This is a genomic window from Undibacterium sp. Xuan67W (assembly GCF_049340165.1).
GTDB lineage: Bacteria > Pseudomonadota > Gammaproteobacteria > Burkholderiales > Burkholderiaceae_D > Undibacterium.
The window spans coordinates 139580-159908 of the sequence record NZ_JBMPPN010000002.1 but is presented as its reverse complement, the minus strand read 5'-3'; the positions used below and the strand labels follow the sequence as shown (position 1 = coordinate 159908).

Genomic DNA, 20329 nt, shown 5'->3' with positions numbered 1-20329 from the left:
GCGCACTGCTTCTGCTCATGCTAAGCACACTTAGTATGGCGCAGCCATCTACAGATAATCTGGATGCAAAGTTTTCTTGTAATCTGGTGCGTCAGGAAGGTGGTGACGGCGAACGTCTGAACTATGCGGATCAAGGCGTGATCCAGTTGCAAGGTAGCGTGATCAAAAACCTGCAATGGGAATCAAGTTTATTCCGCAGTACCAATGGTCACGAATGCAGTATCGACCTCAGTGACGAACCGCAAGCAGAACAGACAGCCAAGGGCTGGCGTATCAGTCTCAGCAATGCCGCAGATGCGCGCAGCAAACGTGGTTACGATTTTGAACGCGGACTCAATTGTAGTATTCGTTTAGAACGCAGTGGCGACGAACTGGCAATCAAACCAAGCTGTCCTGCGCTATGCGGGTCACGCGTCAACTTTACAACGCTGACAGTCAACCTGAAAAATGGCCAATGTCAGTATGATGAATAAAAAATAGATCTCACGTCTATTTGTACACGAAGGAAAAGGACACATCATGGAATGGGAAGTCGTCATCGGTTTTGAGACACATGCACAGCTCAAAACACAATCAAAAATTTTCAGCGGCTCCTCGATACAATTTGGCGCCGAGCCAAATACCCAGGCCAGCCCGGTCGATCTGGCCTTGCCTGGCGTGTTGCCAGTCATGAATAAAGTGGCGGTCGAAAAAGCAATTCAGTTTGGTCTCGCCGTAGGCGCAACGATCGCACCGGAATCTATTTTTGCCCGCAAAAATTATTTCTATCCAGATCTCCCCAAGGGCTACCAGATCAGCCAGTTTGAGATCCCCGTCGTTCAGGGTGGCACGGTGACTTGCGTCGTTGAGAGAGACGGCAAATCCGAAGTCAAAGTCATCGAACTCACGCGCGCTCATCTCGAAGAAGATGCCGGCAAATCACTGCATGAAGACTACCATGGCATGACAGGGATTGACCTCAATCGCGCTGGCACACCGCTGTTAGAGATCGTCACAGAGCCTTGCATGCGCAGCGCAGCGGAAGCCGTCGCCTACGCCAAAGCACTGCATTCACTGGTAGTCTGGCTCGACATTTGTGACGGCAATATGCAAGAAGGCTCCTTCCGTTGCGATGCCAACGTTTCCGTTCGTCCGGCCGGACAAAAAGAATTTGGGACACGCGCTGAAATCAAGAATTTGAACTCCTTCCGTTTTCTCGAAGAAGCGATCAATATCGAAGTCCGCCGTCAGATTGAATTGATTGAAGAGGGCGGTACCGTCGTACAAGAAACACGCTTATACGATCCGGATAAAAAAGAAACGCGCTCCATGCGCAGCAAAGAAGATTCGCAAGATTATCGCTACTTCCCTGACCCGGATTTGCCGCCGCTGAAGATCGACGCAGCGTGGATAGATCGCGTGAAAGCGACAATGCCAGAGCTGCCTACCGCCATGCGCGCACGCTTTACCGAGCAATACGGCATTTCTGAATACGACGCCATGATCGTCACGCAGTCGAAAGCCACTGCCGCTTATTTTGAAGCCGCAATATTAGCCTCCGGCAGCGCAGACAAAGCGCTACAAGCAACGCAGGCCAAGCAAGTCGCGAACTGGATCATGGGTGACGTGTCCTCTACCTTGAACCGCGAAGGCATGGATATCAGCGCCATTCCGGTCAGCGCAGCGCAACTCGCTGTGCTATTGCAGCGGATTGCAGATGGCACGATTTCTAACAAGATCGCGAAAGAAGTTTTCGCCGCCATGTGGCAAGCGCCATCTGTCGATCCTAAGCTAGCGGATCAGGTCATAGAAGCAAAGGGTTTGAAACAAATTTCCGATGTCGGCGCTTTAGAAAAAATCATCGACGAAGTCATGGCAGCGAATCAGCAATCCGTAGACGAGTATCGTGCCGGCAAAGAAAAGGCATTTAACTCACTGGTTGGTCAGGCGATGAAAGCCACCAAAGGCAAAGGCAATCCTGCTCAAGTGAATGAATTGCTGAAGAAAAAATTAGCGGGCTGATTCAATTCTCCGCTTAGACAAATGTAGAGGTTATAGTGACAAACTTAAGACAAGAATTTATCGAATTTTCCGTGAATGCCGGTGTAATCAAGTTCGGCAGTTTTATTACGAAAGCTGGTCGTAATTCACCTTATTTTTTTAATGCCGGTCTGTTCAATGACGGAGCAAATCTTGGTAAGCTGGCCAATTTCTACGCTGACACGTTGATCAGCTCAGGTATTGAATTTGACATGTTGTTTGGCCCGGCATATAAAGGGATCACTCTGGCCTCCGCGACAGCAGTTGCGCTGGCAGCACGAGGACGCAATGTACCGTTTGCATACAATCGCAAAGAAGCTAAGGATCACGGCGAAGGCGGCACGATTGTCGGTGCAAAATTAGTGGGAAAAGTCGTCATCATCGATGATGTAATTTCGGCAGGAACCTCTGTGCGTGAATCAGTGGACATGATACGTGCAGCCGGTGCCGCACCGTGTGCGGTATTGATTGCTCTTGACCGTATGGAGCGTTCTGGAAAAGATGATGCTTTATCTGACCAATCCGCAGTTCAGGAAGTCAGCAAATCGTATGGGATGCCCGTTGTGTCAATCGGCAACCTGAATGATTTATTTGATTACCTGTCCTCATGCACAGATAGTCGTTTGACTGAGCATAAAACGGCAGTTGCTGCTTATCGTTCAAAATATGGTGCGACAGCAAACCAGACATAATTTGTGTCCGCGTAAATTAACCATCAATTGGCCAATAACCTAAACAATCGGTTGCCTGCGTAACTATTTAACTGTTCAATTCCATTACATAAAAAAAGGGTTTGCTGAATAGCAAACCCTTTTTATTTTGTTTATCGCTTCTCTACAGCCCGCCGCAATTCCTCTAACAAATCTGCATTTTCTACAGGCTTAGTTCCTGGCAATGCCGGTACGGATTTTGCACCAGAAGTAGCTGCTTTATTTTTCTTAACGTCATCTGCTTTGCCTGAAGAGGCTGGTACTGTTGTGGGTACCGGCTTACTCATAACCACATCGGATGGTGCCAAAGACTCTTTGTTACTCAGAGATTCTGCGGTACTGAGTTTTCCTTTGACCTGATCCTCACTACGCTCAGCTGGTACCGGCTCGTCTGACGTTAGCTCTTTCACGACTGGTTCAGCAACCGGTTGATTAGAGCGGTCTTTGGTGTTTACAGGCGCATCATCTTTAACTGGAACATTGACCGATGGAGGCATACGCTTCAACGCCCTCAGATCAGTCCGCTCCTTCAAATCCTTAGCCCAATCACCGAGAGAACTCTGAAAAGCATTACTGATCGATTCAGCCTCAAAATCATCATTGATAATGTAAGGCGTAATCAAGATAATCAGTTCTTTTTTATTCTTGTTAGTAGATTCAGTTTTGAACAAACTACCAATACCCGGAATATCCTTAAGCAAAGGAACACCAGAATCAGATGAGCTATTGTCATTGGAAATCAGACCAGCCAGCATGACAGTACTACCATCACGCAAAGTCAATTTAGTATCCACTTTACGAGTACCAATCGTCGGTGAGGTAATTGCACCGCTGCTCAAGGATTTGACGTTACTCACTTCCTGAGAAATATCCAGATCAATACGATTGCCTGAATTGATCACCGGACGCACCTTCAAAATCATACCGGCAGTACGGTATTGAATTGTGTTGGTTGTCGTGCTGCCAGAAATAATAGAGCCCGGCGTACTTGTCGTGCTAGTCAGGATAGGTACTTCATCGGCAACTTGAATCGTCGCCGTTTCACCGTTACGTGCCATCAATTTAGGACTAGATAAAATCTGCGCATCGTTTTTTGAAGCCAAGGCAGAAATATCTGCACGCAGCAATCCAGCAGAATTCAAGAAACTGAAAGTCAGACCGCCAGAACCAGAACCCGCGTTCGATGAGGTGACCGTACCCGGCACACCACCAGCTGAAGTACTTCCGGTAGTTTTAGAATTACGGAAATTCCAATCCACTCCCAGAGTATTTGCGGTGCCAGCAGTGACTTCAGCAACCATCACATCAATTAAAGCGGACTTAGTCGGCTTATCTAGTTCTGCTAGCAATGCCATCCATTGGCGATACTGGTCTGGACCTCCACCTTGAATAATCAAGCTGTTTGTAGCATTGTTCACTACAATCTTTGAGCCGCCCCTCGATGTCGGGGCGGTTGAGGCTCCTGCTGGCTGCCCAGATGCTACCGTGTTAGTTGCATTAGTAGATCCCCCAATCAGTTCGGATAGCGTCTTGGCTAGCGCCTGAGCATCCGCATATTTAACGGGATAAGTAAAAAATGCGCCTCCAGCTTGGCTGTCAGACGGCTTATCTAATTCTCTGGCCCACTTTAAAGAATGATTTAATATTGTCTCAGAGGACGCAAAAATGATAATGCTATTAATAGGAGGTATTGCTAAAACTAAAATTGGTGCCCCAGATGTAATTGACGTACTGGCGGCGTAACCTTCCGCGGTTAATACATCGACCAGTCGCCGGCTAAACTCATCAGCCGTCCAAAAAACCGGAGTAATCTTCTTGGTCCGCTGACCACGCATAATAGGCTGATCAAAAACTTGAATAACTTCCATCGCTGCTGAAATGTCGTCAGCTTGACCACTCAGTAATAAAGCATTACGAGCCGGATCATCTTGAATTTGAATTTTGGCACCAAACATCGTCCGTAACAAACCGCTAAAATCGCCGATACGAACAGCATCTAATTCAACATAATGAAATACCGGACGCAAACTCATCGGCGTATCAGGCTGAGCCCGACCGCGTCTGATCGCTGGCGAATAACTGCTGGTCGCATTGTCTGGCACCATTCGAATCACACCACCAAAATCCTGTACGGCGATGCCATAACTTTTTAAAAGCATTCGAGCCAGGTTTGCCATCTCGCTTGCTGTTTTTGGTCGCGGAGTATGAAAAGTGACAAGGTCAGTGCGGGCAGCAACAGCGCCGTCCATCGAATAATTTGTCTTTAGAACGCTTCCATAAACAGCTTGAATAAATGTTGGCAAAGGCATCTGATCAAATGACACTGTCAATTCGCTTTTTTCATTGGCGACGTCAGATGATTTGCTCTGATTCTTCTCAACACTGCCCGATCGCAGTGCAGGCAGTTTCGGCGTATCGGTCTCGGTATACTTACGCTGCAACTGCTCCTCGCCCAATAGGGAGGCTGAACTCAATTGTGGGCTGCGCTCAAACTCTATTTTCTTTGGTACATTCAATTTTGGATCTGCGCACCCAGATATCAATAACAGAATAGTTATCGCAGAAACTGGAGCAAAACGATTCACCAGAAATCTTGTGTTAAGTCGGGAAGATGATTTTTTCATTGCTTACGTAAATTCAGTTTCATAAGTTGACCATTCAAAGAAATTTTCAATTGGTCTTGGGCGATTTCAACAATCCTGGCACCACCTGGCAATTTCTCACCAATTTTTCTAGTCTCTGTCGCAGGCTGATTTTCAAACAAAAGTAGAACATTTTTTTCACTGCCCACCGAGGTCACTCCAACGATTCTCCAGCGAGGCGGTGTCAGCGCCTCTTTTCTTGGAGGTAAGGGCTGTCTGACGGCGGCTTCCCAAACACGAAGCTCACCCAGATCCGTAGCCACTTTCTGTGCATCATCTACATTCGGCTTTTCATCTTTTTTTACTTTTTCAGGCGGTGCCGCAGGTACGGTAAATGCCGGATCTGACTGTGTTTGTTTTTGCTCACTCTCTAGCCGCATTTCGGCCAAAGAGCTGAGTAATACATATCTGCCTGATAAAGCGCCGACAACGGCACAACCTAATACAAAAAAGGCAGCAATCCACTGCTGGCTAGAAATTTTCTTTAAATTCAACATAATCATGTGCGATCAGAGCGCCCTTGAAACAGATTGGCTCTCTGCTTTGTCTTTAGCAAATGCAGTATCAACACGCCAATAGCAACGAATACCAATTTCCATCTGCGCACCACGAACGATTGCACGCTCAACAACAGTAAATCGTTGTTCCTCTTCCAGGGAGTGAAGTAGTTTCGTAAATGCCAGCGGATCAAAGCGGCCTGTCACGGTCAATTTGATCATTTGAACACCAGAAGGTAACACATCAAGCTTAGTCTTATCCGCGTTAGACTGATAAGAGGATTTCGTGCCATACCCTCCAGCAGACAGGTCAGTCTTCTCACCACCCTCGGCATCGGTAGCTGTGACCGCTAGACTGGGTATTCCCGCATCTTTCGCTAAATCACGAATATCACTCAGTAACCTTGCCTTAGCAAAAGTAGGCGATTTTTCAGTTGGCAAAAACCCAATCCAGGCTTTTTGTACTTTTTGTACTGCAAGCAAATTTTCAGTCCAATGATTTTTCTTCAGCAGAGATTCCTGACGATCCAGCAATTGAGTCTGGCTTTCCAACTGCTTTTGTTGCGCCACATTCGCGTCATATAACTCAGCAAGTCCGTGCGCGACGAGTATCAACATCACCATACCTAGCAGTTGCCAAAAACGTTCACCCGTTTTCATTTCACTCCCCCTTCTCTCGCTTGCCGCTTCGGTTAATGGAAGGAGCTTGATCCGCTTTCACAGGTTCAACTGATTTTTGCACTTGCCCTAAAATCTTCAGCTCACCAGATGGCTTCCCAAAGCGTTGCATCTTTGCAGATAATCTGACGACTCTTACATCGCTGTCCGGCAACAACCGTATGTTGCTTAGTTTAGGCAGCGACTCCATATCTTGTATCAATGAAGCGATATTAAGTTCTGTATTAATCGGCACCAGCATTAAGCGCAGTTCACCGTCAAGGTAATCAAATTCACGTAAAGCAGCTTCTTGTTGCTGTAAAACAGGTTGTAAGCTTTTGAGCATGTCCTGAATACCATCTGGATTGCGCAATCCCGCCAACTTATTAATCCATTGCTGTTGTATTAGAGCCTTACTGCGAGCATCGTTCAAAGGATCAACACGTACCGACAATGTGGCAATTTTTACTTCGGTCTCTTTTTGCAAGGACTGCAAAGTCCACCACTGCATGGCTAAATAGGCTGCAAATCCGGCCAGAAGTCCTCCGGCAACAACCAGCAGCATATCAATGCGAAAATCTTTAATAACATGCCACCACTGGACGCCAAGTACATTGCGCCCCCATGGCTCTGCCAGTCGTGCTGATTTATCGACAGGTGATACTTCGACAGGTGTGACATGGGCGGGCATCTTTTCCGGCCAGCTGACGAGCTGTGAACGAGTACCCGCTCCTGCAGCGGAGGTAGGGCGCCACGCATCCCACTCATCAGAACTAATGCGATCTGGCCACCAGGCACTGTCGATCAAAACACCCTGATGCCATAACTGCGCCTCAATACCCTCTTGGCATTGGTAAACAACCGCACCGTCTTTACGTTTTGGAAAACAAACACTTTCCGGAGCAAGCTGAAGCGAAGCGAAGTCCAGGCCTTTTTTTGCGCACAGCTCCCGTACGCGCCGGTTTTCCCAGAACCAGAGATGCACCCAGTCTCCTGAGCGGCAGGCATACACACCACAATCAGCAAAAGGAGCCAGCCGGCTTAAATGCAACTGCACCAGTGCAGCAGTTTTATGACGGGCTACACCCTTAACTTGCAAAGACGTCGTAACACACCAGGCACGTGGCAGTATCCACAATGGTTTGATCCAACCCGCATGGTTAATGGACTTCTCTCCACCGCTGTCGCCTGCGGGCGAGCTGGCAGATCCGGCAAAATCAGAAAGGTAGTATCGGTTGCGTAATTGCATTCTTATCCGTATCAGAAATTTGGTCGATTTTTGGCCATTCGGCACGACCAGCCGGCATGATAACCGAAGCCAATGGTATTCGGCGCGGAGAAGAGAGCTCCCAAGGCATCCCTTCGGCATTAGACCGTAATTTTAATTCATAGCGAAAAACCCACGACATATCAGGCATCGAGTGTGTCACACGCAAAGTGCGCCCGGGATAACGCCCGTCCGGCAAGCCTAGAAAATTATTTGCCTGATTGCTTTGCTGCAGTGCATTGATCGTCGTCGACTCACCAACAGCACGCTCCTTGTCCACAGTTGCCACTTGTTCAGATGTTAGTCCATACGCTGCCAAGGCCTTGGCTGTTGCAGTACCGGGATTAAAGTTACTATCACCCCATACAGTAACGTCTTCAAAACAACGGCGCGAGTCCCAGGTTGCCTGCAATTTTTGCCAGCCATAAACACGCCAGATCTCTGGCTCCGCCAATAGTGGAGCACCGCGTGGCGGTGGAAGGCTAGCCATTGAGTATTCAAAATCTTTGGCGCCATTCAATCGCTTCAATTTACCTGGCTCGGCATAATCTTCTAATGCATCCATCAGTGCGTCTGTTTGCGACTCATCTGCACCGCAGCTAACCAAGAGCTTTGATAATAGGTTTCGCTTAGGGCGGTTTAAATTTAATAATCCTCGTACATCCTGAAGTTGTATAGTGCTGCTACCCGCGCCAGCATAACCTCTGCTGTCAACGCGCAAATATTGCCCTGACCAGCCATAACCAGACTCCGTCGCCTTGCTCGTCGACAACCAGTACAAGGCCTCGCTACGGCTGGACAAAAATGCCTGCTCAGCGTCAGCACGTTGTTTTAGTTTGGCTTGCCGTTCTGCCAGTATCTGATTGGATTGACTAATCATGGCAGCCAATATGGTCAGACCAGCCAGCAACCATAATACGGCAGCTAGCGCAAACCCGTTATTCTCATATTTCAATGTTAAGTAAGGTCTTAAGTAAGTTCGGCGCATCATTTCACATCAACCCCAAACAACTTACTCATATCGTTTTTTCCATTTGGCTCAGCCTTGCGTAAGCCATTGTACGAAGCAATCATTTGTATTAGTCGCTCACCAGAACTCGCACGCACAATCACGCCTCGGGGCATGTCCTCAACAACCTTGCCAAGGGGTGGCCACATCGACTCAGCAGTACCATCTTCAGTAAGATACTCTAGTTGAATCGGCATATCCCAAGAGCCAATAATGACCGGTTGCGCATCACCAACCGTAACTAGCAAATCCGTTTTACCTTGTTTAGCGGAACTTAATTTCACCTTGAATTGTTGCAAATTACCCCAGTCATTTTGCGGCAAGGACAAAGAATAAGCCTCAAAGCCATTACCGTCGCCCTGAAACGGCCTCTCTACATTTTCAGGCAATACAAGATTGCCAACTAGGTCTTTAAGCGAATTGATGCGTATCCACTGGGACTGAAATTGACCGTTGACGTTTTCAGCAATCCGCACGACTTGCGCAACCTGAAAAAAAGCCCCAGACATAATCACGACGACAAATCCTAAGATTACTAGGCTGACGAGCAACTCAATTAAGGTAAGGCCTCCCTGATTCTGACCAGAGATTGCTTTATGCCGCACTGGATAACCCATGCTCAGATAAACAGGTTTCGACTTTGTCATACTAAAACGGCGTAGCCGCTGCTGGCTGACGAACCTGCTTATATCCCACCAGCCGTAATGGAAACTCAAACCAGGTACGACCTGTTTTGTCGTATGCCTTCACTTGTACTTTGTACATACTCATTTGATACAAACCCAAACCACCGGTGGGGGACACGGCATCTCTGACCTCTGTAACAGGCTCGCTCTTCCACTCCATCTTAAAAGAGTCAAAGACCTGCTTACCTTCGGGGATCAATGCTGGATTTTGTGTAGAGAGAAAATCAATCGCCTGTAATTTGGCCAAGGATTCTTTTTCTTGCATTTGAAAGCGATTGAGTTGCCCCATCGTCTGCCCAAGCCAGCTGAACAAAACAACTGAACCTATCGTCAAAATAGTGAGTGCAGCAATCATCTCCAGCAAACTAAAACCAGCTTGTTTCCGACGACCAGAACGCAGCCGGCTACGACCTACCTTGTCTGGAGACGCTGCAGACATAAACATACTCATGGCCTGATCACACTGACGTCACAACTGACAGACGCGATATTTAATTTCACTTTGCGCGCTTGAGGGCCAGTAAGTTCGACAACGCCTCCCTCACATACACCGCTATGAAAAAAGGTAACGGGTTTTTCATTCACAATCGACCAGCCATCCGGCAAACTCAGCATCGTGCTCCCGTCGCCCAGCTTACTGGTCCAATTCAGCTTACTCAGCTTCACCGTCTCGGACAACAACGCCGCACGTGACGCGAGCCGCTGAAACTGAATCGATATCTCAGTCAACTGCGCCCGCTCAGAAATAGAATCAAACCACCGTTGCATTGCGGGTACTGCGACGCCTGCCATCACTGCCGCCAGCGTCAACACCGCCACCATTTCGATCAGCGTAAAGCCACGTGCAAACTCACGCCGGACAACCACGTGCTGACACCCCGAGTCAAACGGACATCGAAGAGCTAAAGTCGTCACAAAATCCATTCCATCAATTCAGATTCCACCGTTTATTTTGCAGGAGCACCAAGACCAATATCAGCATTCAACCCGTCACCGCCCGGCTTGCCGTCCGCACCAAACGAATACACAGAATACGGTTTGTTATCAATGCCAGGAACCTTGTACTGGTAAGGATTACTCCACGGATCCAGAGGAATTGCCCCCTCAATGTAAGGCCCCTTCCATAAGGGTTGCAGGTTGGGATCCAAGGGAGCCGTCAACAACCATTGAAGTCCCTGCTCCGGGGGCGGCACTTGTCCCACATCGAGTCGCATAATATTCAATGCACTCTCCAGCATCTTGATTTGCGTCTGCGCAGTTTGTACCTTGGACGAATCGACTTTACCGAAAATACGCGGACCAACCAAACCAGCCAGCAATCCGATAATGACCATCACCACCAACATCTCCAGCAAGGTAAAACCTGCAGATTGTGTAGTCCTACTTAACTTGCATAAATTGCTGCGCATAACACCCTTTCAAAACAAAATTTTGACCCATTTTTTTGACCCCTTTATCTGCAATATTCATGTGCTCACGTTATTACGGGGAAGAATACGTGAAACCTAATACGCAGTCTGCATGGGGCTTACAGACGTTTTTCATGCCAACAGGCGCGCCAACATTGCGCACTCTATTTCAACATAACATCCACCGTCCGCATCCCCTCGCAGCAACCCATGGCTCACGGGACGAAGATCATAGCATCATCACACTAAAGCCAGCGAATCGGCGCTCCGTAGTAGTACCCGACAATTCCTATCCTCGTCTGCCGGAGATAATACTGAGGGTAGTAGCAAATTTTTTAGCAACATCAGTACAAAGACGCATTCAAGTATCATCGTCAATACGACAAACTTTCCTTTACTGTGCGTCAATCCAAACTAAATTACATTCGTCAAACTAGTAATCGCCAGCATGACAGAAATCATAATGCCGCCCAACACCACCGATACGAGCAGAATTGTCACCGGCTCAAGCAAAATTAAAAACTGTCGCATCTGCTGCTGGCTATGCAATCGATGCATATTCGCCAGAGACGCTGTTGTTTTTCCCAATGCACCAGAACGCTCACCAACTCGCACCAGATTCACACCGGTAGCATCAATAAACTGATGTAGTTGCAGCGATTCTGCGAGCGTTTTACCGCCTCTGACATCACCCAAAATTAAGGACGCCTTCTGACGCCAGACATCACCCCGCAATGCATTCTGCGCATGCGCCAATGCTTCTAATATAGAGACGTGATTTTGCAATAGCACACTAAACATAGAACTCCAGCGAGCCATCTCTGTATGCATAATCCAACTTCCGATGACAGGTAAACCAGCTGCCCAGTTCCAGAGATTCTGCTGCACTTTTTCCTGACGTAGCAACAGATAGCCACTAATACCAGCTCCTGCGACGACAGCTGCCAACAGCAACTTATTTTTTGTCAGCCACATACCAGTCGCCAGCACCCAGACAGATAACAGTGGAATATCCGCTTTAGGGTTACTCAAAATATTGGCAAACTTTGGCACAACAAACACAAAGACCAACAGCGTCGCTAAAAAGCCGCTCACCACCAGCACCATTGGATAGATCAGAGCGTTACGCGCCTCTCGCTGAAAATTCTGCTCAAGCTCCAGCTGTTCAGCGGCGGATCGCAAAGAACCTGCCAGCTTACCTGTAGACTCACCAGCCTTGCAAAGTTCAATCACATAATTAGGTAAACGCAGATCCGCCTCAATTAACGCCTTGGAAAAAGCGACACCACCACGTAATTGGGAATAAATTTTTGTAAAAGCCATACCCAGCGGTGAATCAACGTAACCACGAGCGACATTCTCGACTGCATCGGCAAGCGTGACTCCGGCATCTAATAAGGTCGCCAGCTCCTGCAATACCACTAACAAAGCGTCTCGCCCTGCACGCTTTGGCTGGGATAAGCGTATGGACTTAGGTGCGGCAGCCTGCTGCATCTCAAATACCATCAATCCACGTCGCTGCAACTGCGACATGGCTTCTGCCTCAGTCTCAACGGTGAGAACCCCCTTGACAAGACCACCTTGGGGATCAGTTGCTTGGTAACGGTATTCAGGCATAGCTATTTTAACAATCCAATAAGATAAAGCACTCAAAACGTGAATAAGAGGCAAGTAAACTACCTTATTATGTTCTGCAAAATCCGCACATACATATATGTATACACACACTTAGAAAAATAAAGGCAATTTGGGACAATGCAGGATTGTATTTCATCAGGCAAGCGCGTACTAGTAACAAGGCGTAAATAGGGTAAATACCTCGCCAATCATGAATAGGTTTTTAAACACGAGAGTAAACCTCGATTTTTTGCGGCGCCGCAACGACATGACAAAGTGTTGCCGAGGCAGAAATCAAAACAAAAATCTACTGTTTTCCATCAAACACCCCAGACTTTCGTCACAATATGTACCTAAGCAACAACAAACACCTGTACAAAGTTTAAGAATGACGTGCAGAATGCGGCAACTACGCCTAATATGAGTTGGTCGATCTTACCGATATGACTTATAGAAGGAGGGAATGTTGCCCGAAATTACGTTTTCCATTTATTTGCACACAGTAACTTGCTGTAATTGTAAAAACATGATTTAATCTCCCTCGGCTAGTCATATGAGTACTCGTATGACAAGTACTTGTATCAAACGTACGTTGTACATTTTAATTAAGTAATAACTAAATGTCTTTTCTAGAGAGGCTATTCAAATGAAACAAAAACAACTAAGTATCCTGGCGGCTAGCCTGGTTGCTGCTTTCGCTGCTAACGTAGCTTCCGCAGGTCAGATCCAATCTTCTTCGATTCAGATCGCACACGAAGTTATCACAGCTGATGCGCAAGCAATCAAAGCACCTTCAGTCACTTACCGCTTCGCTGGCGACGTCGATGCGACTAACAATGACCAAGTATTCCAAGTTCAATTGGTATTGACCGGTGGTGGTCAATGGAAAACTGCAGGTAATGCAGCTTCCGTAGTACTGGTAGACAGCACAGGTGCACCAGTTGCGCCAGCAAAATACTCAGTTTCTGCTCCAGCAATCAGCACTGACAAAAAAACACTGTTCGCTACAATCACAGTATTGAAAGCAGCAGCAACTGGTAGCTTGGTAACTCCAGCGGTTCGTTTCAACGATCCAGCAGGTACAGCATCTACAGTATCTAACTTGTACTCTGTAGTTGGTGCAGTTAATCCATGTACTAACACAGTACCTAACCTGCCATTCGCATTCAAACACTTTACTTCTGTTTCCTCAACGAACATCGCTGACGGTACAACAAACGGTATAGCTGATGAGCACACACGTTCGGGCAATACAAGTACAGGTACTTTGTACACATTCCCAACAAACATCAAAGTTACAGTTGCAGCATCAGCTGACGGCTCCGCAAAAATCGATCCAACAAGCCCATCTCTGAACACTAAGTTCTCTGGTGTAGCCGGTTCCACAGCAGACGTTTTGGCAACTCCGTCTTCATACGATACTTTCGTATCCACAACTTTGGTTAACTTGGGTTCAGTAGCTTTGTCTCAAGCATCAAACGGATATGATTCTGACGCAGCAACGCAATACCTGCTGGCTAACTTGTCTGCTGGTGGCGCTGCTGCTACAGCAACACTGGTTAACGGTACTGTTGAACAAAAATACCTTAAAGTAGATGTTACAGCATCACAAGGCTTCCAAGTCGGTGGTACTCTGTTCTTGTCAACTGGTATGGTTTGCGGTGCACCAATCGCTGGTGGCATCACATTCACATCAACAACTGCTGGCTCCCCAGCAAGTTTGACATATGCAGTTCCAGCTGCAACAGCAACTAATGCAGTTTCAGTCTGCTACCAAGCTGCTGGCGCGAACATCATTCCTTCCTCTACATTCAACGCGACTGCGACTTTGGTCAAAGCTCCTGATGCTGTAGCTACTGCTTACACACAAGAGCAAAACAACTCTTGTACTGGTACTTTGTACCCACTGTCAGGCAGCGTGAAGATTGACGTACGTAACTACGCAACTCCATCAACTGGTGGTAACTGGACTAGTGTTCTGCGTTTGATCAACCCAAGTGAAGTTAACACTGCAACAGTGTACGGTCAATTGATCCACGCTGACGGTTCATACGGTAACTGGGGTCCAATCGCTACATTGAAACCACGCGCTGTGTCTAACATGACAGCAACTGCAATCAATGCTCTGTTGGTGAATGTTCCTGCAACAATCACTCCAGGTACAGCACAACCAACTGCAAATGCAAACGGTGCTGGTGACCGTCTGCGCGTAACAGCAGAAGGCGTATCTTCCCTGCGCGTACAGAACTACCTGTACAACCCAGATAGCAAAAACTTCATCGAAGCGTCTTCTACTCAAGGCGTCGATTTTGAAGGCACAATCGACCGTGCACCAGCATCTGAAGGTCAGTACCAAGATCAAGATGCACAAACTGGTCTGCAAAAATAATTTTTGCTAACTAAGTTGATCTGGAAAGGGAGGCGAAAGCCTCCCTTTTTTTATGCCTGCCATTTTATGTATGTGTAGCAATCATTCAAGATCACTCCAAGTCTGGGCAGTGGCACGGTGTACAATATCGCCAGTTAGCCTTACTCTACCTCTCAAGCTCACACAAAAGACGACATGTTTATGTTCTTTCTACGCCCTATTTCCAAGCAAAACATTCATCGCCTAGGCAAGCTTATAGGAGTTGCACTACTAGTGACTTCGTCATTAACGACTCAGGCGCAAATCAGCACTGGCAATGTGCCCGGCACATCACTAGAGAGCCTCATGCCAGATCTACTGAAAGCGGATAGTGCAGATAAAGCACTGAGCATTTTCAAACCAGCTGTCAGCAAAACGCAGTTAGTGAAGTCCGATTATTTATTGCTGGATTCCCCTGCTATCGCATCTGCTGGCCTGATTCAGGTTCGCCTGATGAGTGAATTGCCGGGAACCGAATTATTTCTGCTTCTCAATGCCACCCCAGCGAAGGGTGAACCTACCGTATTAGCCGCACAGGAAATCCCGAATATGAGTAAGGCGGATATTCGCGTCAAAATAAAACTGGCAAAAAACAGCGAATTATTGTTAGTAGTGCGGGCGGGTGGCAAATGGTATAGCGTGACAAACGATGTAAAAGTTGTAACGAAATAATACGTTTGGCTTTAATCCTCAACAAACAACTATGATCAGGCAATGAGCACCTTTATCTCCTTTGAACAATTTCTCGAAACGAATGCGATCGTTCCGGCAGAAACATTAGTCAACGCGCGCTTGCTTCAACGAGAACAATTTACCCCCTTGCCAGCACTACTGGTGAGGATGGGTGCGTTGTCAGAGGACGTCCTTTATCAGCAAATGGCACTGCATAGCGGCATGCCATTGGTCAGTGACGACGATTTGCATCATGCTCAAATAGCGTTTCCGTCTACGATGAACCAATGGGGTCTGCTCTCGCACTGGTGCCAGGCTCAGGGCATGATTCTCTGGCAACAAGAAGATACCAATATCACGCATTGCGCAGCGAAAGAAGCCATCAGCGCCAATGTGCAGGAAGTATTAAGGCTTAAGTCGCCGCCAGACACCAAATTACAGTACTCACTGATACGCCCTTCCGCTTTCGAAGCCTTTTATGCCGCACTGGAGCGACGCGAACCCAAAATAGCGGCAACCGGTGATGTCATGCATTTGCGCGAACTTGCTGAAGAAGGCCCGATCATTGAGCTGGTGAACACGGTATTGTCGCAGGCGGTAACTCGCCGCGCCTCAGATATTCACGTTGAGCCGGGCGAGTATGAATTTGCGATTCGCTTACGGGTAGATGGTGTGATGCAAGAGCTCAGTCGCATGCCACTAGATAAATTTGATGCAACGGTATGTCGTATCAAAATTTTGTCACAACTCGATATTGCAGAACGTCGCTTGCCACAAGACGGTCGCATGACTGCACGCGTCAATAGCGAAGTTTTTGACGTGCGTGTATCAGTACTACCGGGTGCGATGGGTGAATCCGTAGTGATGCGTTTGTTACGCCAGGATCGCAAACCTTACCATCTTGAAGATCTTGGCATGATGCCGGATCACGCAGCACTGTTTAAGCGCTGGATCCAGATGCCAAACGGCATTGTGTTGGTTACCGGACCGACAGGCTCTGGAAAAACCACGACCCTGTATACGGCCTTAGATATAGGTAATGACGGGCTGAATAAAATCATTACGGTAGAAGATCCGGTCGAATATCGTTTAAAAGATATTACTCAGATTCAGGTCAATGCCGATATTGGATTTACCTTTGCAGCCGCCTTACGCTCTATTTTGCGACATGATCCGGACGTCGTCTTGATTGGTGAAATTCGCGATCAGGAAACTGCTGCAATCGCTGTGCAATCCGCATTAACAGGTCATTTGGTGTTTTCAACCTTGCATACAAATAGCGCTGCAGGTGCGGTTACACGACTGGTCGATATGGGAATTGAAGCGTTTTTGCTAGGCTCTAGTTTGAAAGGCGTGATGGCGCAACGGCTAGTACGGTGCCTGTGTGAACATTGCGCGCAACCATTCGAGGTCGATCAGGAAACACATCGCGTATTGCTAGAAGGTGTAAAGCACTGGAGCGATAAACTGGTGAGCAAACCACAATTACGTCGTCCGGTAGGCTGCCGTAGTTGCAATCAAACAGGCTTCTCCGGTCGTGTAGCGATCTATGAATTGTTTGAGGTTGATGCCACTTTGCAACATCAAATTCTGACACATGCGAGTGAAGCAGATATAGTTCGGTATTTGCGCGAGAGCAATGTTCGCTCTCTGCGCGACGATGGCATGCTCAAGGTGTGGCAAGGGATTACAACCGTGGATGAGGTACTCAGTCTGGCGGGTGCGTAAAAATTTCATTTACTACGATTTTTACTCTATATTATTTTATGAACTACGTATGCTTGGTGCAACTCTGACCTCGATGAAAACTGACGGGGGAATCATGTTAAAACATGGTGTTGACCACGTTTTAATTCGAGAAAATCAAATTTTTGCTTATGGCTGGGGTTTCGCGCCAGGCTTAAGCATACATAAAGTTGTATTAATCCTGCACTTTGATCAGGTCAAGCCATCCATTGAGCTTAATGCCAATTATGGTCAACGCAGAGACGATGTTCGTAAAAAATACCATGCCACACCAGAAGCAAATGACGCTGGTTTTTTGGTGCTGGCAGAGACGGGTGAACAAAAAATCTCCCGCATAGAGCTGCGCTGGGAATTATCCGAGAACAGCATTCTCACGACACAGGTCCACTTCACTCAGCGTCAGGAGCATGAAAACGCGCTAAGTAAGGTCGCGCATTATGCCGTTCTAGCAAAAAAATCCCTGTTATTGTTAAAAAATTCCGGCCCTAAAGCTTTGGTCAATAAAGTTTTACGCTACAAAACCGGCAGACCGCAGACGCTGGACTCAGCCATCTGGAAAAAACTGATTCACCAACTTACATCTCGCCCCTGCGCAGTGGTGGTTGATCATGATATGGGAGGTGGTGCAAACATCTACCGCCAGAAACATATCGCTGATCGACTTGCAGCCGGTGAAAATGTCTTGATGCTGGGTTTTCATATCGCTAGTTTGCAATACTTTGTGGAGTTCTACGACGGTAAATCACCGACACGTTATTCGATTGCTTCAATAGAAGAGTTTGTCTATTTGCTCGGATATTCCCAAATACAGCATATCCTTTATAACTGTGCAGTATCGTTCAGGCAGCCTCTTAGCGTGATTAACATGTTGGTCACGCTGAGAAAACATGTGCATTGTGAATTACAGGTTGTGGTACACGATTACTTTGCCATCTGCCCCAGCCATTTTCTGATTAATGACAAAGGCACGTTTTGCGATGTGCCCGATCTGAACGAATGTCAGCGCTGCATCAGTGCGCATACTGATGGATTTGTCTCCGTCAGCAGTGTTAGGGACATACAGCAATGGCGTAACACTTGGTCAACGTTACTAATCGCTGCAGATGAGGTAAGACTATTCTCCGAAGCATCCGAGCGACTGTTACATCGGGCATATCCGGATGTGCCTCAAAATAATTGGCGAGTGCAACCTCATACACTTCATACCGCAGTTAAAAAAGTTTCTGTCACACCCGCAGAAGAGTTACACATTGGCGTCGTTGGTCTGATAGGTAAGCACAAAGGTGCAGAAATCATTAATGCGCTGGCACGTGAAATACAAAAACGACATTCCAATATCAAAATAACTGTCATCGGTACAATCGAGGCGAGAGTGCCCGGCCATATTGTAAATGTCACTGGACCTTACCAGCCCAAACAACTGAGTAATATCATTCAGGAATCTGGCGCAAACGTATTTTTACTCCCCTCAATTTGGGCAGAAACATTCTCGTATGTTTCACACGAACTGGTCGATATGGGTGTTCCATTCGCCTGCTTTAATTTTGGCGCGCCAGCAGATCTAGCCAAAGCATACGAAAAAGGATTAGTTCTGAGCTCAATGCAACCCGCTACAGTGTTAGATGAATTGGAACGATTTTGGCAGCAGACAGTCTTAAAAAAGAAAGAAGTTATATGGATGAACGCGGTAGCATGAAAAAAAAAATACACGTTTTTACCAGCGCTGCATGTAACTACATTCCCAAAGTTAGAGTACTAATAGAATCCATCAAGCAATGGCATCCTGAGTGGGTCGTTCACTTGGCGCTGTCAGATCAGATTCCACCTGAGATTGATTTATCCAAAGAACCTTTTGACGAAATTCATCCGGCAGATAGTTTAGCTATTCCTGATTTTATAGGATGGTCTTTTTGTCATAATATCGTTGAACTCTCAACGGCAATCAAACCGTTCATGCTAAAAAAGCTGTTGAATCGTGACGACTGCGCCGGTGTTATTTATCTCGATCCGGATACCGTATTGTTCTCGCGACTGGACGAAGTTATAACCGCGTTGGAGAATTCTAATCTGGCCTTAACTCCACATCAGCTGCAACCTGAATCCTCTGTCGCGTCAGTAATGGACAATGAGATTTGCAGCCTGAAACACGGCATTTACAATTTAGGTTTTTTTGCTGTTAATGCGACTGAGATTGGCAAAGCTTTTGCGGCATGGTGGGCTGAGCGTTTATATTATTTTTGTCGTGCAGATATTCCGAATGGCTTATTTACAGATCAACGCTGGATTGATCTCGCGCCCGCTTTCTTTGAGGGCGTATGTATTTTACGATCTCCGAGACTCAACGTCGCTCCATGGAATCTCACAACGCGGGAGCTAACCGGTAAAGCGCCAGATCAGGTTCTGGTCAATGGAGAATCATTAGGCTTTTATCATTTCACAGGATTTGATAGTGGAGCGCACATTATCATGTCGAAAAAGAACGCAACTGGAAATCAAACTGTTACGGATCTGGTTAATTGGTATAGCGCAGTAACTGAGAATTTAAGTACCGATCCGTTGAGTCAGGTTTCATGGCGTTTTGGCAGTTTTGCTAATGGAAATAAGATCAGTCCGCTTGAACGCATGATCTATCGCGAACGCATAGATTTACAAAAAAAATTCCCAAATCCTTATTTAACTGGTCAAGATAGTTTTAAGGCCTGGATAGAAGCCAACGGTAAGTCAGAATATCCAAAATTGTTTGATAAAACTACCGAGGCACTAGAGATAGCACGACTGCATAAAATACTCACTCCAGGTTTTCAGGCGGGGAGAAGCCAATCTCAATTGAGTTTAGGATTGTTGTCAGCGCATCTGCTACAAGCCTTATTGAATGCCGATCATCGAAGAAGAATAAGTAAACGGACTTGGGAAATTTTAAGTAATGAAGGAATGGCTGGAGTGATAAAACGCATTTCTAAATGATAATTTCGATATAGAAAGTCGGAATTA

At 46.8% G+C, this 20329-nt stretch carries 18 protein-coding genes; 8 read left to right on the top strand and 10 right to left on the bottom strand.

From position 1 onward, the window contains the following. Positions 1 to 35: 35 nt before the first annotated feature. The 3 genes from ACO0LE_RS02425 to pyrE are packed head-to-tail and all read left to right on the top strand — an operon-like array spanning position 36 to position 2711. Positions 36 to 473, top strand: a complete 438-nt coding sequence (locus ACO0LE_RS02425) for a hypothetical protein (RefSeq protein WP_422958824.1) — start codon at positions 36 to 38, stop codon at positions 471 to 473. Positions 474 to 519: 46 nt separating this feature from the next. Then, a complete protein-coding gene (gatB, locus tag ACO0LE_RS02420; RefSeq protein WP_422958823.1) occupies positions 520 to 2001 on the top strand; it encodes an Asp-tRNA(Asn)/Glu-tRNA(Gln) amidotransferase subunit GatB in 1482 nt (493 codons plus the stop codon). A gap of 35 nt (positions 2002 to 2036) precedes the next feature. Continuing rightward, on the top strand, positions 2037 to 2711 hold the full coding sequence (pyrE, locus tag ACO0LE_RS02415) for an orotate phosphoribosyltransferase (RefSeq protein WP_422958822.1): 675 nt from the start codon (positions 2037 to 2039) through the stop codon (positions 2709 to 2711). A 131-nt stretch (positions 2712 to 2842) separates the two neighbouring features. Here the strand turns inward: pyrE and ACO0LE_RS02410 are convergent, their stop codons facing one another. From ACO0LE_RS02410 to ACO0LE_RS02365, 10 genes are all read right to left on the bottom strand, one after another. Then, positions 2843 to 5203 (bottom strand): secretin N-terminal domain-containing protein, encoded by a 2361-nt coding sequence (locus ACO0LE_RS02410; protein ID WP_422958821.1) that lies wholly within the window; start codon positions 5201 to 5203, stop codon positions 2843 to 2845. Positions 5204 to 5349: 146 nt separating this feature from the next. Next, positions 5350 to 5874: a hypothetical protein gene (locus tag ACO0LE_RS02405; RefSeq protein WP_422958820.1), complete on the bottom strand. Its 525-nt coding sequence runs from the start codon at positions 5872 to 5874 to the stop codon at positions 5350 to 5352. A gap of 6 nt (positions 5875 to 5880) precedes the next feature. After that, positions 5881 to 6492: a hypothetical protein gene (locus tag ACO0LE_RS02400; protein ID WP_422958819.1), complete on the bottom strand. Its 612-nt coding sequence runs from the start codon at positions 6490 to 6492 to the stop codon at positions 5881 to 5883. 37 nt (positions 6493 to 6529) lie between these two features. After that, positions 6530 to 7774, bottom strand: coding sequence for a hypothetical protein (locus ACO0LE_RS02395; RefSeq protein ID WP_422958818.1), 1245 nt, complete (start codon positions 7772 to 7774; stop codon positions 6530 to 6532). Next, positions 7743 to 8780, bottom strand: a complete 1038-nt coding sequence (locus ACO0LE_RS02390; protein ID WP_422958817.1) for a hypothetical protein — start codon at positions 8778 to 8780, stop codon at positions 7743 to 7745. The genes ACO0LE_RS02395 and ACO0LE_RS02390 overlap by 32 nt, the downstream gene beginning before the upstream one ends. Further along, on the bottom strand, positions 8780 to 9448 hold the full coding sequence (locus tag ACO0LE_RS02385) for a type II secretion system protein (protein WP_422958816.1): 669 nt from the start codon (positions 9446 to 9448) through the stop codon (positions 8780 to 8782). The genes ACO0LE_RS02390 and ACO0LE_RS02385 overlap by 1 nt, the downstream gene beginning before the upstream one ends. A gap of 1 nt (position 9449) precedes the next feature. Beyond that, entirely contained in the window at positions 9450 to 9926 is a 477-nt protein-coding gene (locus ACO0LE_RS02380; RefSeq protein WP_422958815.1) for a PulJ/GspJ family protein, read from the bottom strand. A gap of 8 nt (positions 9927 to 9934) precedes the next feature. After that, the gene (locus ACO0LE_RS02375; protein WP_422958814.1) at positions 9935 to 10402 is read right to left on the bottom strand and encodes a pilus assembly FimT family protein; all 468 of its coding nucleotides are present in this window, start codon (positions 10400 to 10402) and stop codon (positions 9935 to 9937) included. A gap of 32 nt (positions 10403 to 10434) precedes the next feature. Continuing rightward, the gene (gspG, locus tag ACO0LE_RS02370) at positions 10435 to 10896 is read right to left on the bottom strand and encodes a type II secretion system major pseudopilin GspG (protein WP_422958813.1); all 462 of its coding nucleotides are present in this window, start codon (positions 10894 to 10896) and stop codon (positions 10435 to 10437) included. A 414-nt stretch (positions 10897 to 11310) separates the two neighbouring features. Beyond that, entirely contained in the window at positions 11311 to 12513 is a 1203-nt protein-coding gene (locus ACO0LE_RS02365) for a type II secretion system F family protein (protein WP_422958812.1), read from the bottom strand. 646 nt (positions 12514 to 13159) lie between these two features. On the opposite strand from ACO0LE_RS02365, the gene ACO0LE_RS02360 reads away from it, so the two are divergent. The 5 genes from ACO0LE_RS02360 to ACO0LE_RS02340 all read left to right on the top strand — a co-directional run bounded on the left by ACO0LE_RS02360 (position 13160) and on the right by ACO0LE_RS02340 (position 20302). Further along, positions 13160 to 14902 carry a hypothetical protein gene (locus ACO0LE_RS02360; RefSeq protein ID WP_422958811.1) on the top strand — a complete coding sequence of 581 codons (1743 nt, stop codon included), beginning with the start codon at positions 13160 to 13162 and terminating at the stop codon, positions 14900 to 14902. A 180-nt stretch (positions 14903 to 15082) separates the two neighbouring features. Next, positions 15083 to 15592, top strand: a complete 510-nt coding sequence (locus ACO0LE_RS02355) for a hypothetical protein (protein WP_422958810.1) — start codon at positions 15083 to 15085, stop codon at positions 15590 to 15592. Between the two features lie 42 nt (positions 15593 to 15634). Further along, the gene (locus tag ACO0LE_RS02350) at positions 15635 to 17320 is read left to right on the top strand and encodes a GspE/PulE family protein (protein WP_422958809.1); all 1686 of its coding nucleotides are present in this window, start codon (positions 15635 to 15637) and stop codon (positions 17318 to 17320) included. Further along, positions 17313 to 19034, top strand: coding sequence for a glycosyltransferase (locus ACO0LE_RS02345; RefSeq protein WP_422958808.1), 1722 nt, complete (start codon positions 17313 to 17315; stop codon positions 19032 to 19034). Before ACO0LE_RS02350 ends, ACO0LE_RS02345 begins: the two co-directional genes overlap by 8 nt. After that, positions 18977 to 20302, top strand: a complete 1326-nt coding sequence (locus tag ACO0LE_RS02340; protein WP_422958807.1) for a glycosyl transferase — start codon at positions 18977 to 18979, stop codon at positions 20300 to 20302. Before ACO0LE_RS02345 ends, ACO0LE_RS02340 begins: the two co-directional genes overlap by 58 nt. Positions 20303 to 20329 lie beyond the last annotated feature (27 nt).

What these genes read in the sequence shown, in the direction of transcription:
- ACO0LE_RS02350 (WP_422958809.1), top strand. Translation starts at nt 15,635, where the DNA reads ATGAGCACCTTTATCTCCTTTGAACAATTTCTCGAAACGAATGCGATC.
- ACO0LE_RS02365 (WP_422958812.1), bottom strand. Translation starts at nt 12,513, where the DNA reads ATGCCTGAATACCGTTACCAAGCAACTGATCCCCAAGGTGGTCTTGTC.
- ACO0LE_RS02380 (WP_422958815.1), bottom strand. Translation starts at nt 9,926, where the DNA reads ATGTCTGCAGCGTCTCCAGACAAGGTAGGTCGTAGCCGGCTGCGTTCT.
- gatB (WP_422958823.1), top strand. Translation starts at nt 520, where the DNA reads ATGGAATGGGAAGTCGTCATCGGTTTTGAGACACATGCACAGCTCAAA.
- ACO0LE_RS02400 (WP_422958819.1), bottom strand. Translation starts at nt 6,492, where the DNA reads ATGGTGATGTTGATACTCGTCGCGCACGGACTTGCTGAGTTATATGAC.
- gspG (WP_422958813.1), bottom strand. Translation starts at nt 10,896, where the DNA reads ATGCGCAGCAATTTATGCAAGTTAAGTAGGACTACACAATCTGCAGGT.
- ACO0LE_RS02395 (WP_422958818.1), bottom strand. Translation starts at nt 7,774, where the DNA reads ATGCAATTACGCAACCGATACTACCTTTCTGATTTTGCCGGATCTGCC.
- ACO0LE_RS02405 (WP_422958820.1), bottom strand. Translation starts at nt 5,874, where the DNA reads ATGATTATGTTGAATTTAAAGAAAATTTCTAGCCAGCAGTGGATTGCT.
- ACO0LE_RS02425 (WP_422958824.1), top strand. Translation starts at nt 36, where the DNA reads ATGGCGCAGCCATCTACAGATAATCTGGATGCAAAGTTTTCTTGTAAT.
- ACO0LE_RS02355 (WP_422958810.1), top strand. Translation starts at nt 15,083, where the DNA reads ATGTTCTTTCTACGCCCTATTTCCAAGCAAAACATTCATCGCCTAGGC.
- ACO0LE_RS02385 (WP_422958816.1), bottom strand. Translation starts at nt 9,448, where the DNA reads ATGACAAAGTCGAAACCTGTTTATCTGAGCATGGGTTATCCAGTGCGG.
- ACO0LE_RS02360 (WP_422958811.1), top strand. Translation starts at nt 13,160, where the DNA reads ATGAAACAAAAACAACTAAGTATCCTGGCGGCTAGCCTGGTTGCTGCT.
- ACO0LE_RS02390 (WP_422958817.1), bottom strand. Translation starts at nt 8,780, where the DNA reads ATGCGCCGAACTTACTTAAGACCTTACTTAACATTGAAATATGAGAAT.